At 65.5% G+C, this 14,591-nt stretch carries 7 protein-coding genes, 1 tRNA gene and 3 rRNA genes; 8 read left to right on the forward strand and 3 right to left on the reverse strand.

The window, feature by feature from the left end; all coding sequences use genetic code 11:
- Positions 1-107: 107 nt before the first annotated feature.
- Positions 108-662 (reverse strand): hypothetical protein, encoded by a 555-nt coding sequence (locus OHB56_RS30525; protein WP_326755024.1) that lies wholly within the window; start codon positions 660-662, stop codon positions 108-110.
- 172 nt (positions 663-834) lie between these two features.
- A complete protein-coding gene (locus OHB56_RS30530) occupies positions 835-1,074 on the reverse strand; it encodes a hypothetical protein (protein WP_406359243.1) in 240 nt (79 codons plus the stop codon).
- A gap of 188 nt (positions 1,075-1,262) precedes the next feature.
- On the opposite strand from OHB56_RS30530, the gene thyX reads away from it, so the two are divergent.
- The 8 genes from thyX to OHB56_RS30570 all read left to right on the forward strand — a co-directional run bounded on the left by thyX (position 1,263) and on the right by OHB56_RS30570 (position 11,598).
- A complete protein-coding gene (gene thyX, locus OHB56_RS30535) occupies positions 1,263-2,015 on the forward strand; it encodes an FAD-dependent thymidylate synthase (RefSeq protein ID WP_326755026.1) in 753 nt (250 codons plus the stop codon).
- A gap of 218 nt (positions 2,016-2,233) precedes the next feature.
- Positions 2,234-3,133, forward strand: a complete 900-nt coding sequence (gene dapA, locus OHB56_RS30540; protein ID WP_326755027.1) for a 4-hydroxy-tetrahydrodipicolinate synthase — start codon at positions 2,234-2,236, stop codon at positions 3,131-3,133.
- A 158-nt stretch (positions 3,134-3,291) separates the two neighbouring features.
- Positions 3,292-4,977, forward strand: a complete 1,686-nt coding sequence (locus OHB56_RS30545) for a ribonuclease J (RefSeq protein WP_055596039.1) — start codon at positions 3,292-3,294, stop codon at positions 4,975-4,977.
- A gap of 509 nt (positions 4,978-5,486) precedes the next feature.
- A 16S ribosomal RNA gene (locus tag OHB56_RS30550) occupies positions 5,487-7,016 on the forward strand.
- Positions 7,017-7,323: 307 nt separating this feature from the next.
- Positions 7,324-10,446: ribosomal RNA gene (locus OHB56_RS30555) — 23S ribosomal RNA — on the forward strand.
- Positions 10,447-10,530: 84 nt separating this feature from the next.
- Positions 10,531-10,647 (forward strand): 5S ribosomal RNA (gene rrf / locus OHB56_RS30560).
- The 16S, 23S and 5S rRNA genes sit together here, the layout of an rRNA operon.
- A gap of 115 nt (positions 10,648-10,762) precedes the next feature.
- Positions 10,763-11,425 carry a DegT/DnrJ/EryC1/StrS family aminotransferase gene (locus OHB56_RS30565; RefSeq protein ID WP_406359244.1) on the forward strand — a complete coding sequence of 221 codons (663 nt, stop codon included), beginning with the start codon at positions 10,763-10,765 and terminating at the stop codon, positions 11,423-11,425.
- A 100-nt stretch (positions 11,426-11,525) separates the two neighbouring features.
- A tRNA-Thr gene (locus OHB56_RS30570) sits at positions 11,526-11,598 on the forward strand.
- A gap of 75 nt (positions 11,599-11,673) precedes the next feature.
- On the opposite strand, the gene OHB56_RS30575 is transcribed toward OHB56_RS30570, so the two are convergent.
- Positions 11,674-14,427 carry a SpoIIE family protein phosphatase gene (locus tag OHB56_RS30575; RefSeq protein ID WP_326755028.1) on the reverse strand — a complete coding sequence of 918 codons (2,754 nt, stop codon included), beginning with the start codon at positions 14,425-14,427 and terminating at the stop codon, positions 11,674-11,676.
- Positions 14,428-14,591: the final 164 nt, after the last annotated feature.

Below are 14,591 nucleotides of genomic sequence, written 5' to 3' on the forward strand. Positions count from 1 at the left end.
GCGGGGTCACCGCGGCAGGACGACCGAAGCAGGGAAGAAAGCGCTCAGGGGCCCGGTCCGCGTGTGCGGACCGGGCCCCTGAGCGTGTGTGTGCGGTTCGGGCCGGTTCAGTCCCGCCGGTACTCGTCGGCCCAGACCTCCACCGAGTCGGCCGCCCGGTCGAAGGCCACCTCCCGCCCCAGGAAGTCCGCGTTGTGCGAGGTCAGCAGCGGCTGCACGGAGGCCGCCGACCGCCCCCGCCGGACGAGGAGCAGCGCCTGCCCCTGCACCGTCCGCGGCATCCCCAGCCAGCGCACCGGCTGCTGCACCGTGCGCACCGCGGTGATCTGGTCCCACGGCGTCGTACGGGTGGCGAACAGACTCACCTGCCGCAGTCCATGGGCACTCACCCACGTGCCCATGCGCAGCATCCGCAGCGCACCGACGATGGCGACCAGGGCGACCCCGAAGACCATGCCGGCCGACGACAGCGATGCCGTAGCCGAGATGATCACCGCCGAGAACAGCACGAACGAGGCGAGCAGCAGCAGTATCGCCGCCGCTCCCACTCGCCACGGCCCCGGTCGGTACGGGCGCCGCCAGCGGTCACGGTCGTGGTACGGCAGCGCGACGTCGTCAGCCGTCTCGAAGGCGCGGTCGGCCGTCAGGAAGGGCAGGGGCACGGCTGGGTCCTCACTCGATCCATGCGTGGGCAGTGCCCGGTGAGGCTATCGATCTGTGGTACCCCTCACCACCCTCGGGGTCCGGTTGGGGCCGGACCCCGCCCCTCCGGGCGGCAGGACCCTCTGCCGGTGTGCGGCCGAACCTCCGGCCCGGTGTCCGTCCGGCGTGCGTTCAGCGTTTGTCGGACGCCTCCGACTGCTCGGTCCCCGTGGCCGACGGGTCCGTGGACAACGCGGGCATCCCGATCACCAGGGACCCCACCAGCCCGGCGACGACGCAGACCCCCAGCAGCCAGCGCCCGGCCAGCTCGCCGGCGGAAGCCCGCTCGCGCGGCGGAGGCGCGACGTTGCTGCGGAACGCGTCGGCGTCGGAAAGGAAGGTGAACGGCACGGATTCCCGTCGACCGAACATCAGTGGTACTTCTCCCATCGAACCATGAGAACCTCGAACGAATCACTCTCACCGGCACAAACGAACGACACCGGCAGAAGGTGCCCAGACCGTGGAAATCCCTCCCGGCACGGCCCCTCTCCCGCCGTGACGGGTGCCCCGTAGAGTGGTCGCCGACCCGCAGCCGTGATGTGACCGGAAGGACCCCCTTGACCTCCGCCGACGATCCCCAGCCGTCAACGCCCGATGACGTCACCTTGCGGAGTGACGTCACCGTGGAACTGGTGAAGTCCAGCGCCTCGGACTCGGACGTCCTGTTCGCCGCCCGCGTATCGACCCTCGGCGAGCAATCGATCGGGGAACTGGAGAAGGACCCGGAGCGTTCCAAGGGCCTGATCAACTACCTGATGCGGGACCGGCACGGCAGCCCGTTCGAGCACAACTCCCTGACGTTCCTCATCAGCGCCCCGATCTTCGTGTTCCGTGAGTTCATGCGCCACCGGGTCGGCTGGTCCTACAACGAGGAATCCGGGCGCTACCGCGAGCTGCAGCCCGTCTTCTACGTCCCCGACGCGTCGCGCAAGCTCGTCCAGGAGGGCCGTCCGGGCAAGTACGTCTTCGTCGAGGGCACCGAGGCCCAGCACGCGACCGTCCAGGGCGTGCTCGGCGACACCTACCGCCAGGCCTACGACGCCTACCAGAAGCTGCTGGCCGACGGCGTCGCCCGCGAAGTGGCCCGCGCAGTGCTCCCGGTGGGCCTGTACTCCTCGATGTACGCCACGTGCAACGCGCGCTCGCTGATGCACTTCCTCGGCCTGCGCACCCAGCACGAGCTGGCGAAGGTGCCGTCCTTCCCGCAGCGGGAGATCGAGATGGTCGGCGAAAAGATGGAAGCCGAATGGGCCCGGCTCATGCCGCTCACCCACGCCGCCTTCAACGCCAACGGACGCGTGGCCCCGTAGCCCCGGGGACGGGCTCCGGACCCCGGTCGGGCACGCATGTACGATCAGCCCTCCGAGGTGTCCGGATTGCGGTATTTCCATTAGTTCATCTAGCCTGATCAAACGGGCCCGGCACTGCCTGAACCCCCGAGCAGGCAGTGCCGGGCTCTCTCTTCGCCCTCACTTGTCGCCTCCCCCGAGGGCAGACCCTGCCCCGAGCAACGAGTAGCGTGTAACCCATGGCTCCGACCTCCACTCCGCAGACCCCCTTCGGGAGGGTCCTCACCGCCATGGTCACGCCTTTCACGGCGGACGGCGCACTCGACCTCGACGGCGCCCAGCGGCTCGCCACCCACCTGGTGGACGCAGGCAACGACGGCCTGATCATCAACGGCACCACCGGCGAGTCGCCCACCACCAGCGACGCGGAGAAAGCGGACCTCGTACGGGCGGTCCTGGAGGCGGTCGGAGACCGCGCCCACGTAGTGGCCGGGGTTGGCACCAACGACACCCGTCACAGCATCGAGCTGGCCCGCACCGCGGAGCGCACCGGCGCGCACGGCCTGTTGGTCGTCACCCCGTACTACAACAAGCCCCCGCAGGAAGGCCTGTACCAGCACTTCACGGCCATCGCGGACAGCACCGGGCTGCCGGTCATGCTCTACGACATCCCCGGCCGCAGCGGTGTCCCGATCAACACCGAGACGCTCGTCCGTCTGGCCGAGCACCCGCGGATCGTCGCCAACAAGGACGCCAAGGGCGACCTCGGCCGTGCCAGCTGGGCCATCGCCCGCACGCGCCTCGCCTGGTACTCCGGCGACGACATGCTGAACCTGCCGCTGCTCTCCGTGGGCGCCGTCGGCTTCGTCTCGGTCGTCGGCCACCTCGTCACGCCCGAGCTGCGCGCCCTGGTCGAGGCGTACACCTCGGGGGACGTCCAGAAGGCCACCGAGATCCACCAGAAGCTGCTCCCCGTCTACACGGGTATGTTCCGCACTCAGGGCGTGATGACCACGAAGGCGGCGCTCGCCCTGCAGGGCCTGCCCGCCGGACCCCTGCGCGCCCCCATGGCCGCGTGCACGCCGGAGGAGATCGAGCAGCTCAAGATCGATCTTGCCGCCGGCGGGGTACAGCTCTGACAACAGACTTCGCGCGACCACTCGCGCAACCTGACTCCACAACTGAATAAGCGGCGGGCCACCGGTGCCCGCGCGCCACAACGACAACTGCTTCTGCACGAACGTCACGCGCGCCACGTGCCCCACCGGGACGTGGCGCGTGTGGTGAGGAGAGTCTTTTGAGTCATCCGCATCCTGAACTCGGCCCGCCGTCGCCGCTCCCCGCGAACGGCCTGCGCGTCACCCCGCTCGGCGGTCTCGGCGAGATCGGCCGCAACATGACGGTCTTCGAGTACGGCGGCCGCCTGCTCATCGTCGACTGCGGAGTGCTCTTCCCCGAGGAGGAGCAGCCCGGAATCGACCTGATCCTGCCGGACTTCACGTCCATCCGGGACCGCCTCGACGACATCGAGGGCATCGTCCTCACACATGGTCACGAGGACCACATCGGCGGCGTCCCCTTCCTGCTCCGCGAGAAGCCGGACATCCCGCTGATCGGCTCCAAGCTGACCCTCGCCTTCATCGAGGCGAAGCTCCAGGAGCACCGCATCCGTCCGTACACCCTGGAGGTGACGGAGGGGCACCGCGAGCGCATCGGCCCGTTCGACTGCGAGTTCGTCGCGGTGAACCACTCGATCCCCGACGCTCTCGCCGTGGCGATCCGCACGCCCGCGGGCATGGTGGTCCACACCGGCGACTTCAAGATGGACCAGCTCCCGCTGGACAACCGCCTCACGGACCTCCACGCGTTCGCCCGGCTCAGCGAGGAAGGCATCGACCTCCTCCTGTCCGACTCGACGAACGCCGAGGTCCCGGGCTTCGTCCCGCCCGAACGGGACATCTCCAACGTCCTGCGCCAGGTCTTCGCCGGCGCACGCAAGCGGATCATCGTGGCGAGCTTCGCCAGCCACATCCATCGCATCCAGCAGATCCTGGACGCGGCGCACGAGTACGGCCGCCGGGTCGCCTTCGTCGGCCGTTCCATGGTCCGCAACATGGGCATCGCCCGTGACCTCGGCTACCTCAGGGTTCCGCCGGGCCTGGTCGTCGACGTGAAGACGCTGGACGACCTGCCGGACAGCGAAGTGGTCCTGGTGTGCACGGGCTCGCAGGGCGAACCCATGGCCGCCCTGTCCCGGATGGCCAACCGCGACCACCAGATCCGCATCGTCCAGGGCGACACGGTGATCCTCGCGTCGTCGCTCATCCCCGGCAACGAGAACGCGGTCTACCGCGTCATCAACGGCCTGACCCGCTGGGGCGCCAACGTCGTCCACAAGGGCAACGCCAAGGTGCACGTCTCGGGCCACGCCTCCGCCGGTGAGCTGCTGTACTTCTACAACATCTGCCGTCCGAAGAACCTGATGCCGGTGCACGGCGAATGGCGCCACCTGCGGGCCAACGCCGAGCTGGGCGCCCTGACCGGTGTCCCGCACGACCGCATCGTCATCGCCGAGGACGGAGTCGTCGTCGACCTGATCGACGGCAGAGCGAAGATCTCCGGCAAGGTTCAGGCCGGCTACGTCTACGTCGACGGCCTGTCCGTGGGCGATGTCGGCGAGCCGGCCCTGAAGGATCGCAAGATCCTCGGCGACGAGGGCATCATCTCGGTCTTCATGGTGCTCGACTCGTCCACCGGGAAGATCACCGGCGGTCCGCACATCCAGGCACGCGGCTCCGGTATCGAGGACGACGCCTTCACCGCCGTACTGCCGAAGATCGTTGATGTTCTGGAACGGTCCGCCCAGGACGGCGTCGTCGAAGCGCACCAGATGCAGCAGCTGGTACGCCGGACGCTGGGCAAGTGGGTCTCCGACACCTACCGGCGCCGGCCGATGATCCTGCCTGTCGTCGTGGAGGTCTGACGGCCCGTAGGGCAGTCCGTACACCAGAACTGGCAGCGGGGCACCTCGATTTGCATCGGGGCGCCCCGCTCCAGTACGTTTACGGCTCCCACCGACCGGGAACCCGATTGCTTCGCGCATCGGATCCAGTCCCCGGGGGGCGGGAAATCCGACTCAGAACTTCTGATAAAGTCGGAGTCGCCGGAAAGGGAAATCGCGAAAGCGGGAACCGGGAAGGCGAACAGCCCGAGGAAATCGGATCGGAAAGATCTGATAGAGTCGGACACGCAGGACCGAAGGGAAGCGCCCGGAGGAAAGCCCGCGAGGGTGAGTACAAAGGAAGCGTCCGTTCCTTGAGAACTCAACAGCGTGCCAAAAATCAACGCCAGATATGTTGATACCCCGTCTTCGGCCAGCAGGCCGGGACGAGGTTCCTTTGAAGAACAACACAGCGAGGACGCTGTGAACGGTGGGGCCTATTCCGCCCGACCGTTCCGCTCTCGTGGTGTTCTCCCGATCACGGGAAAGCATTCACGGAGAGTTTGATCCTGGCTCAGGACGAACGCTGGCGGCGTGCTTAACACATGCAAGTCGAACGATGAAGCCCCTCGGGGTGGATTAGTGGCGAACGGGTGAGTAACACGTGGGCAATCTGCCCCTCACTTCGGGACAAGCCCTGGAAACGGGGTCTAATACCGGATGATACTTCCACTCGCATGGGTGGGGGTTGAAAGCTCCGGCGGTGAGGGATGAGCCCGCGGCCTATCAGCTTGTTGGTGAGGTAACGGCTCACCAAGGCGACGACGGGTAGCCGGCCTGAGAGGGCGACCGGCCACACTGGGACTGAGACACGGCCCAGACTCCTACGGGAGGCAGCAGTGGGGAATATTGCACAATGGGCGCAAGCCTGATGCAGCGACGCCGCGTGAGGGATGACGGCCTTCGGGTTGTAAACCTCTTTCAGCAGGGAAGAAGCGCAAGTGACGGTACCTGCAGAAGAAGCGCCGGCTAACTACGTGCCAGCAGCCGCGGTAATACGTAGGGCGCGAGCGTTGTCCGGAATTATTGGGCGTAAAGAGCTCGTAGGCGGCCTGTCGCGTCAATTGTGAAAGCCCGGGGCTTAACCCCGGGTCTGCAGTCGATACGGGCAGGCTAGAGTGTGGTAGGGGAGATCGGAATTCCTGGTGTAGCGGTGAAATGCGCAGATATCAGGAGGAACACCGGTGGCGAAGGCGGATCTCTGGGCCATTACTGACGCTGAGGAGCGAAAGCGTGGGGAGCGAACAGGATTAGATACCCTGGTAGTCCACGCCGTAAACGGTGGGCACTAGGTGTTGGCGACATTCCACGTCGTCGGTGCCGCAGCTAACGCATTAAGTGCCCCGCCTGGGGAGTACGGCCGCAAGGCTAAAACTCAAAGGAATTGACGGGGGCCCGCACAAGCAGCGGAGCATGTGGCTTAATTCGACGCAACGCGAAGAACCTTACCAAGGCTTGACATACACCGGAAACGTCTGGAGACAGGCGCCCCCTTGTGGTCGGTGTACAGGTGGTGCATGGCTGTCGTCAGCTCGTGTCGTGAGATGTTGGGTTAAGTCCCGCAACGAGCGCAACCCTTGTCCCGTGTTGCCAGCAAGCCCCTTCGGGGGTGTTGGGGACTCACGGGAGACCGCCGGGGTCAACTCGGAGGAAGGTGGGGACGACGTCAAGTCATCATGCCCCTTATGTCTTGGGCTGCACACGTGCTACAATGGCCGGTACAATGAGCTGCGATACCGCGAGGTGGAGCGAATCTCAAAAAGCCGGTCTCAGTTCGGATTGGGGTCTGCAACTCGACCCCATGAAGTCGGAGTTGCTAGTAATCGCAGATCAGCATCGCTGCGGTGAATACGTTCCCGGGCCTTGTACACACCGCCCGTCACGTCACGAAAGTCGGTAACACCCGAAGCCGGTGGCCCAACCCCCTCGTGGGGAGGGAGCCGTCGAAGGTGGGACTGGCGATTGGGACGAAGTCGTAACAAGGTAGCCGTACCGGAAGGTGCGGCTGGATCACCTCCTTTCTAAGGAGCATCTAGCTGCCGCAAGGCGGCCAGAGCCACTACGCCGGCACCTGTCCGGCGGTGGTCAGCTCATGGGTGGAACGTTGATTAGTCGGCACTCTCGACCGTCTGCTCTTTCCAGTACGGCCCCCCGGGGCATGGAACGAACGAGCAGCGCGGCAGGGAGCGCCGGGCACGCTGTTGGGTGTCTGAGGGCACGGCCGTATCGGCTGCCTTCAGTGCCGACCCCGGTAAAAATCCGCTCCGGCGGGTTGTGACGGGTGGTTGGTCGTTGTTTGAGAACTGCACAGTGGACGCGAGCATCTGTGGCCAAGTTTTTAAGGGCGCACGGTGGATGCCTTGGCACCAGGAACCGATGAAGGACGTGGGAGGCCACGATAGTCCCCGGGGAGTCGTCAACCAGACTTTGATCCGGGGGTGTCCGAATGGGGAAACCCGGCAGTCGTCATGGGCTGTCACCCATACCTGAACACATAGGGTATGCGGAGGGAACGCGGGGAAGTGAAACATCTCAGTACCCGCAGGAAGAGAAAACAACCGTGATTCCGGGAGTAGTGGCGAGCGAAACCGGATGAGGCCAAACCGCAGGCGTGTGAGACCCGGCAGGGGTTGCGCATGCGGGGTTGTGGGATCTCTTATTTCATGGTCTGCCGGCCATGAGGCGAGTCAGAAACCGTTGATGTAGGCGAAGGACATGCGAAAGGTCCGGCGCAGAGGGTAAGACCCCCGTAGCCGAAACGTCAACGGCTCGTTGAAGAGACACCCAAGTAGCACGGGGCCCGAGAAATCCCGTGTGAATCCGGCGGGACCACCCGTCAAGCCTAAATATTCCCTGGTGACCGATAGCGGATAGTACCGTGAGGGAATGGTGAAAAGTACCCCGGGAGGGGAGTGAAATAGTACCTGAAACCGTGTGCCTACAAGCCGTGGGAGCGTCGCGTTGAGTGCTTGCACTCAACGTCGTGACTGCGTGCCTTTTGAAGAATGAGCCTGCGAGTTTGCGGTGTGTTGCGAGGTTAACCCGTGTGGGGAAGCCGTAGCGAAAGCGAGTCCGAACAGGGCGACGCAGTAGCATGCCCAAGACCCGAAGCGGAGTGATCTAGCCATGGGCAGGTTGAAGCGGAGGTAAGACTTCGTGGAGGACCGAACCCACCAGGGTTGAAAACCTGGGGGATGACCTGTGGTTAGGGGTGAAAGGCCAATCAAACTCCGTGATAGCTGGTTCTCCCCGAAATGCATTTAGGTGCAGCGTCGCGTGTTTCTTGCCGGAGGTAGAGCACTGGATAGGCGATGGGCCCTACCGGGTTACTGACCTTAGCCAAACTCCGAATGCCGGCAAGTGAGAACGCGGCAGTGAGACTGTGGGGGATAAGCTCCATGGTCGAGAGGGAAACAGCCCAGAGCATCGACTAAGGCCCCCAAGCGTACGCTAAGTGGGAAAGGATGTGGAGTCGCACAGACAACCAGGAGGTTGGCTTAGAAGCAGCCACCCTTGAAAGAGTGCGTAATAGCTCACTGGTCTAGTGATTCCGCGCCGACAATGTAGCGGGGCTCAAGCGTACCGCCGAAGTCGTGTCATTGCAGTACATACCCCCAACGGGGACTGTGATGGGTAGGGGAGCGTCGTCTGCCGGGTGAAGCCGCGCCGGAAGGCAGTGGTGGACGGTTGACGAGTGAGAATGCAGGCATGAGTAGCGATACACACGTGAGAAACGTGTGCGCCGATTGACCAAGGGTTCCTGGGTCAAGCTGATCTGCCCAGGGTAAGTCGGGACCTAAGGCGAGGCCGACAGGCGTAGTCGATGGATAACCGGTTGATATTCCGGTACCCGCTGTGAAGCGTCAAACATTGAATCGGGCGATGCTAAGTCCGTGAAGCCGTTCCGGACCCTTCGGGGAAAGGAAAGTGGTGGAGCCGACGAACCCAACCCGTAGTAGGTGAGTGATGGGGTGACGCAGGAAGGTAGTCCAGCCCGGGCGGTGGTTGTCCCGGGGTAAGGGTGTAGCCCGTCATCCAGGTAAATCCGGATGGCATAAGGGTGAGACCCGATGCCGAGCCGATTGTGGCGAAGTGGATGATCCTATGCTGTCGAGAAAAGCCTCTAGCGAGTTTCATGGCGGCCCGTACCCTAAACCGACTCAGGTGGTCAGGTAGAGAATACCGAGGCGTTCGGGTGAACTATGGTTAAGGAACTCGGCAAAATGCCCCCGTAACTTCGGGAGAAGGGGGCCATGTCCGGTGATGAGGTTTTCCCTCTGAGCTGGGTGTGGCCGCAGAGACCAGCGAGAAGCGACTGTTTACTAAAAACACAGGTCCGTGCGAAGCCGTAAGGCGATGTATACGGACTGACGCCTGCCCGGTGCTGGAACGTTAAGGGGACCGGTTAGTCACTCTTCGGGGTGGCGAAGCTGAGAACTTAAGCGCCAGTAAACGGCGGTGGTAACTATAACCATCCTAAGGTAGCGAAATTCCTTGTCGGGTAAGTTCCGACCTGCACGAATGGCGTAACGACTTCTCGACTGTCTCAACCATAGGCCCGGTGAAATTGCACTACGAGTAAAGATGCTCGTTTCGCGCAGCAGGACGGAAAGACCCCGGGACCTTTACTACAGTTTGATATTGGTGTTCGGTTCGGCTTGTGTAGGATAGCTGGGAGACTTTGAAACTCGGACGCCAGTTCGGGTGGAGTCGTCGTTGAAATACCAGTCTGGTCGTGCTGGATGTCTAACCTGGGTCCGTGATCCGGATCAGGGACAGTGTCTGATGGGTAGTTTAACTGGGGCGGTTGCCTCCTAAAGAGTAACGGAGGCGCCCAAAGGTTCCCTCAGCCTGGTTGGTAATCAGGTGTTGAGTGTAAGTGCACAAGGGAGCTTGACTGTGAGACCGACGGGTCGAGCAGGGACGAAAGTCGGGACTAGTGATCCGGCGGTGGCTTGTGGAAGCGCCGTCGCTCAACGGATAAAAGGTACCCCGGGGATAACAGGCTGATCTTCCCCAAGAGTCCATATCGACGGGATGGTTTGGCACCTCGATGTCGGCTCGTCGCATCCTGGGGCTGGAGTCGGTCCCAAGGGTTGGGCTGTTCGCCCATTAAAGCGGTACGCGAGCTGGGTTTAGAACGTCGTGAGACAGTTCGGTCCCTATCCGCTGCGCGCGCAGGAGTCTTGAGAAGGGCTGTCCCTAGTACGAGAGGACCGGGACGGACGAACCTCTGGTGTGCCAGTTGTCCTGCCAAGGGCATGGCTGGTTGGCTACGTTCGGGAGGGATAACCGCTGAAAGCATCTAAGCGGGAAGCCTGCTTCGAGATGAGGACTCCCACCCACTTGATGGGGTAAGGCTCCCAGTAGACGACTGGGTTGATAGGCCGGATATGGAAGCACGGTAACGTGTGGAGTTGACCGGTACTAATAGGCCGAGGGCTTGTCCTCAGTTGCTCGCGTCCACTGTGTTGGTTCTGAAACCACGAACGACCCCATGTGCCACACATGGTGCGGTTGTCTGTTTCATAGTGTTTCGGTGGTCATAGCGTAGGGGAAACGCCCGGTTACATTCCGAACCCGGAAGCTAAGCCTTATTGCGCCGATGGTACTGCAGGGGGGACCCTGTGGGAGAGTAGGACGCCGCCGAACAATTTTTGAAAGGGGTTGGACCCTGAACTTCGGTTCGGGGTCCAACCCTTTTTTGTTCTGCGTCACTTGAAGTTCACGTTGCGCAACGAGCATCGTTCCCATGGGTACTGCTGCACTGCTCAGGGCCGCCGGCGTCGGATTCGGTGACGAGGTGGTCGTGTCCGCCTTCGGGAACGCGGAGGTTGCCGAAGCCGTCACTCTCGCGGGTGCGTTGCCGGTGTTCGCCGAGATAGATCCGGCGACCTACTGCCTCGCGCCGGCCGCTGTGGAAGCGGCCATCACCCCACGCACGGCGGCCGTCGTCGCCGTGCATCGTTTCGGCAGGCACGCCGATCTCGCGCGGTTGCACATTCTCGGACAGCGACACGGCCTGCTCGTGCTGGAGCACGGGGAGTCCGAGGCTCCGTACGACGAGGTCGCCCGGCGCAGGGAGCGGGCCGCCTACCTCGACGCGAAACTGCGGGGGGTGCGGACGCCCGACGGAGGCGACGGGCACACCTACCAGCAGTACGTCGTGCGGATCCCCGGAAACGGAAGGCCCGACCGGGACGCCTTCGCACGGGCCGTGCGGGCCAGGGGAGTCGAGTGCGGAGTGCCGGTGAAGACGCCTGTGCACCGGCTGCCGGAGTTCCGGCGGTGCGTGTCCCTGCCCGAGACCGAACGGGCCGCCGACGAGACGCTCGCCCTGCCCGTGGACGCCTCGTTGACCAAGCGGGACATGCAGCGCGTCGCGTCGGCGTGCAACGCGCTGGGCGGACTGCTGCAGGCGGCTGTCTGAACCGCGGGCGAGGACCAGCCGGGAACGGTGGTTGGGAGCACGGGGCTGCCCAGGGTATGATCTATTCCGTTGCCGGGTGGGAAACCGCAGTTGGCAACAGGCCCCTATAGCTCAGTCGGTAGAGCGTCTCCATGGTAAGGAGAAGGTCAACGGTTCGATTCCGTTTGGGGGCTCAGATCAGAAAGGCCCCGCCCTTCCGGGCGGGGCCTTTCTCATGCCCGGATCTGATCCGGCAGCTCTGATCCAGCTCACTCCTGGTGAAGTTCCGGGACGCGCATGGCGAGGATCGCCATGTCGTCGGAGGGGGCGTCGGAGGCGAAGCGTTCCACTGCGCGCATGATGCGGGCGGCGACCGCGCCGGCGGTCAGACCCGTACAGGTCGTCAGGACGTCGGCGAGGCCGTCGTCGCCGAGCATGCGCGTGCCCTCACGGCGCTCGGTGACACCGTCGGTGACACACAGCAGGACGTCGCCCGGATCGAGCGTGACCGTCTGCTCGTACAGTTCCAGGTCCTCCAGGACACCGAGGAGGGGCTGGGGCTCGGCTGCCGGTTCGACGGTGCCGTCCTGGCGCAGGCGCAGCGGCAGCGGGTGGCCGGCGCACACCACCTTCAGGTCCGCGCTGCCGTCCTCCCGCGGGCGCAGCTCGCCGTAGAGCAGGGTGAGGAAGCGGCTGCGGGCGCCCTCGTCGAGGATGGCGGAGTTCAGGCGCTCGAGGACCGCGGGGCCGCTGAGGCCCTCGCGGGCCAGCAGCCTCAGGGCGTGCCGGGCCAGGCCGGTGACGGCCGCGGCGTTCGGGCCCGTACCGCAGACGTCGCCGATGGCGAAGCCGTAGGTGCCGTCGCTGATCGGGAACAGGTCGTAGAAGTCGCCGCCGACCTCGTTGCCCTCGCCGGCCGCGCGGTAGATGACCTCGACCTCGACGCCGTCGATGTCGGGGAGCTCCGGCGGCAGGAGACTGCGCTGGAGGGACTGGCTGATGGCCGTGCGCTCGGAGTAGAGGCGGGCGTTGTCCAGGGCCAGGGCGGCCCTGCGGGAGAGGTCCTCGGCGAGCTCCAGGATCTCCTGGCGGAAGTGTTCGTCGGTCGGCTTGCCGAGCGTCAGCATGCCGATGACGCGGTTACGGGCGACCAGCGGGAGGACCACCGTCTCGCCACCGACCGCTGAGGCCGTGGTGAGGGTGGGACCGATGCCGGAGGTGATCTGGCTGCTCGGGCCGCTGGACAGGCCCAGGCTGCGCATGGACGAGCGCAGGGCCGCCTGATGGGCCACCTCGCCGGGCGCCGACCAGACACGGGCGCCGGGGGCGGGGACCGGATCGGGCGGGGCGATCTTCGAAAGCAGGGACTTGATGCCGTCGATGAGCTCCTCGTCCTCGTGCAGCACGTAGGAGAGGTACGGCTCGGACGCCTGGTCGGCGATCGTGTAGACGGCGCACCAGGTCGCCAGGGTGGGGACGGTCATCTGGGCCATGAGGGCCAGGGTCTGGTCGCGGTCCAGGGTGCCGGCCAGCAGGTCGGACGCCTCGACGAGGAAACTCAGCGAGCCCCGGCGCAGTCGCTCCAGCTCGCCCAGACGGGCCGACTCGACAGCCAGGGCGATGCGGTCGGCGGCGAACTGGAGGCGCAGCGCCTCCTCGTTGGAGTACCGGCCGGCTCCCTCCGCGGCGACGCCGAGGGAGCCCGTGAGGCGGCCCTCGACCTTGAGCGGGACCGTGACGACCGAGCGCATGCCGGTGCCGTTGAGGAGCGGAACCGCGCCGGGCAGGGTGGAGAGGTCGTCGTGGACGGCCGGCATGCGGGCGGAGCCGTAGCGGCCGGAGCCGGCCTCCACCGGGACGCGGGCGAAGCGCTGACGGGCGGAGGGCAGGCCGGTGGAGGCACGTACCTCGAGTTCCGTCTCGTCATCGGTGGCGAGGAGCAGGAAGGCGGAGTCGCCGTCGAGCATGTCGCGTGCGCGCTCCACCGTGCGCTGCAGGAGGCCGTCGAGGTCGTCCGGGGCGGGCGAGCCGATGAACACCTCGAAGGGATCGGTGCTCTGGCTCTCGGAGGAGCCGGCCGAGTCGGCGGAGGGACCTCGCAACGGGGTCTGCAGGACCGCCCGTTCGTGGTCCCTGACGAGAAGGCACACGGTTGACGGATCGCCGTCCGTGTCGCGGACACGAAGGTGCGAGGCGTAGACCGGGACCACCCGGCCGCCGGTGTCCCTTATGCCGTAACTGCCTTCCCAGCGGGAGAGTCGGAGCGCCTCCGCGATGCCGGTGCTGGTGCCGGGAGTGTGCGGCCAGGCGGCGAGGTCGGTGAGCGGCTTGCCGGTGACCTGGTCGGCCGTGTAGCCGAAGAGTTCCTCCGCGTCCTCGTTCCAGGAGGAGATCGCGCCGATCCGGTCGATCTGCACGACGGCGACGCGGACCCGGGCGTCGGCGATCGGGAGGAGTTCGGACGGCAACGCCGGCCCGGCCGAGCGGGCGCCCACCGGGCGGTCGGGAACGTCGAGTTGGAACCAGACGGTCTTGTGGGCGGGGGTGTACTCGACGCCCCAGCGGCCGGCCAGGGCCGCGCAGAGCTGGAGGCCGCGCCCTCCTTCGCGGTCGGGGCTGCCCATGCCGGCGGCCGGGCCCTGGAGCGGGACCTCACGTTCCGGGTACCGGTCGGTCACCTCGATCCGCACACCGTCGTCGCAGCGCAGGCACAGCAGGTCGGCCCAGGTGCCGGCGTGGATCACGGCATTGGTCACGAGCTCGCTGGTGAGGACCACGGCGTCGTCGATGATGTCGGCGAACCCCCATCCCTGGAGGGTGTCGCGGACGAAGGAGCGGGCACTCGCGACCGAGCGCCCGACGGGCTCGAAGCTGGCGGCCGCGCGCGCGGTGATCACAGAACTCCTCGACCGGTTCTCGACGGGCATGGTCCCCTGGGTGACCGGCTCGTGCCGCTGGTGCGGCAGGCCGCTCGTCGGCCGAGGGTCCGGGGGCTGTTCCCCCGGGATCAGTCCGCTGCTCATGTGTGCGGCCGCCCTCCGATGCCCGCTCGTCTCCGTGCCACAGCCCGGACCGGACGGACCGGTGTGGCTGGACAGCCGGATGCAAGGTTACTTACCTTCGCGGTCCGAGCGGAGGCCGGTCTGCTGTGTTTCCGTCGGGAGGTGCCCGACGTCCGGAGTGCGTG

The sequence above is a fragment of the Streptomyces sp. NBC_01635 genome, from assembly GCF_045209715.1.
Lineage (GTDB): Bacteria > Actinomycetota > Actinomycetes > Streptomycetales > Streptomycetaceae > Streptomyces > Streptomyces hirsutus.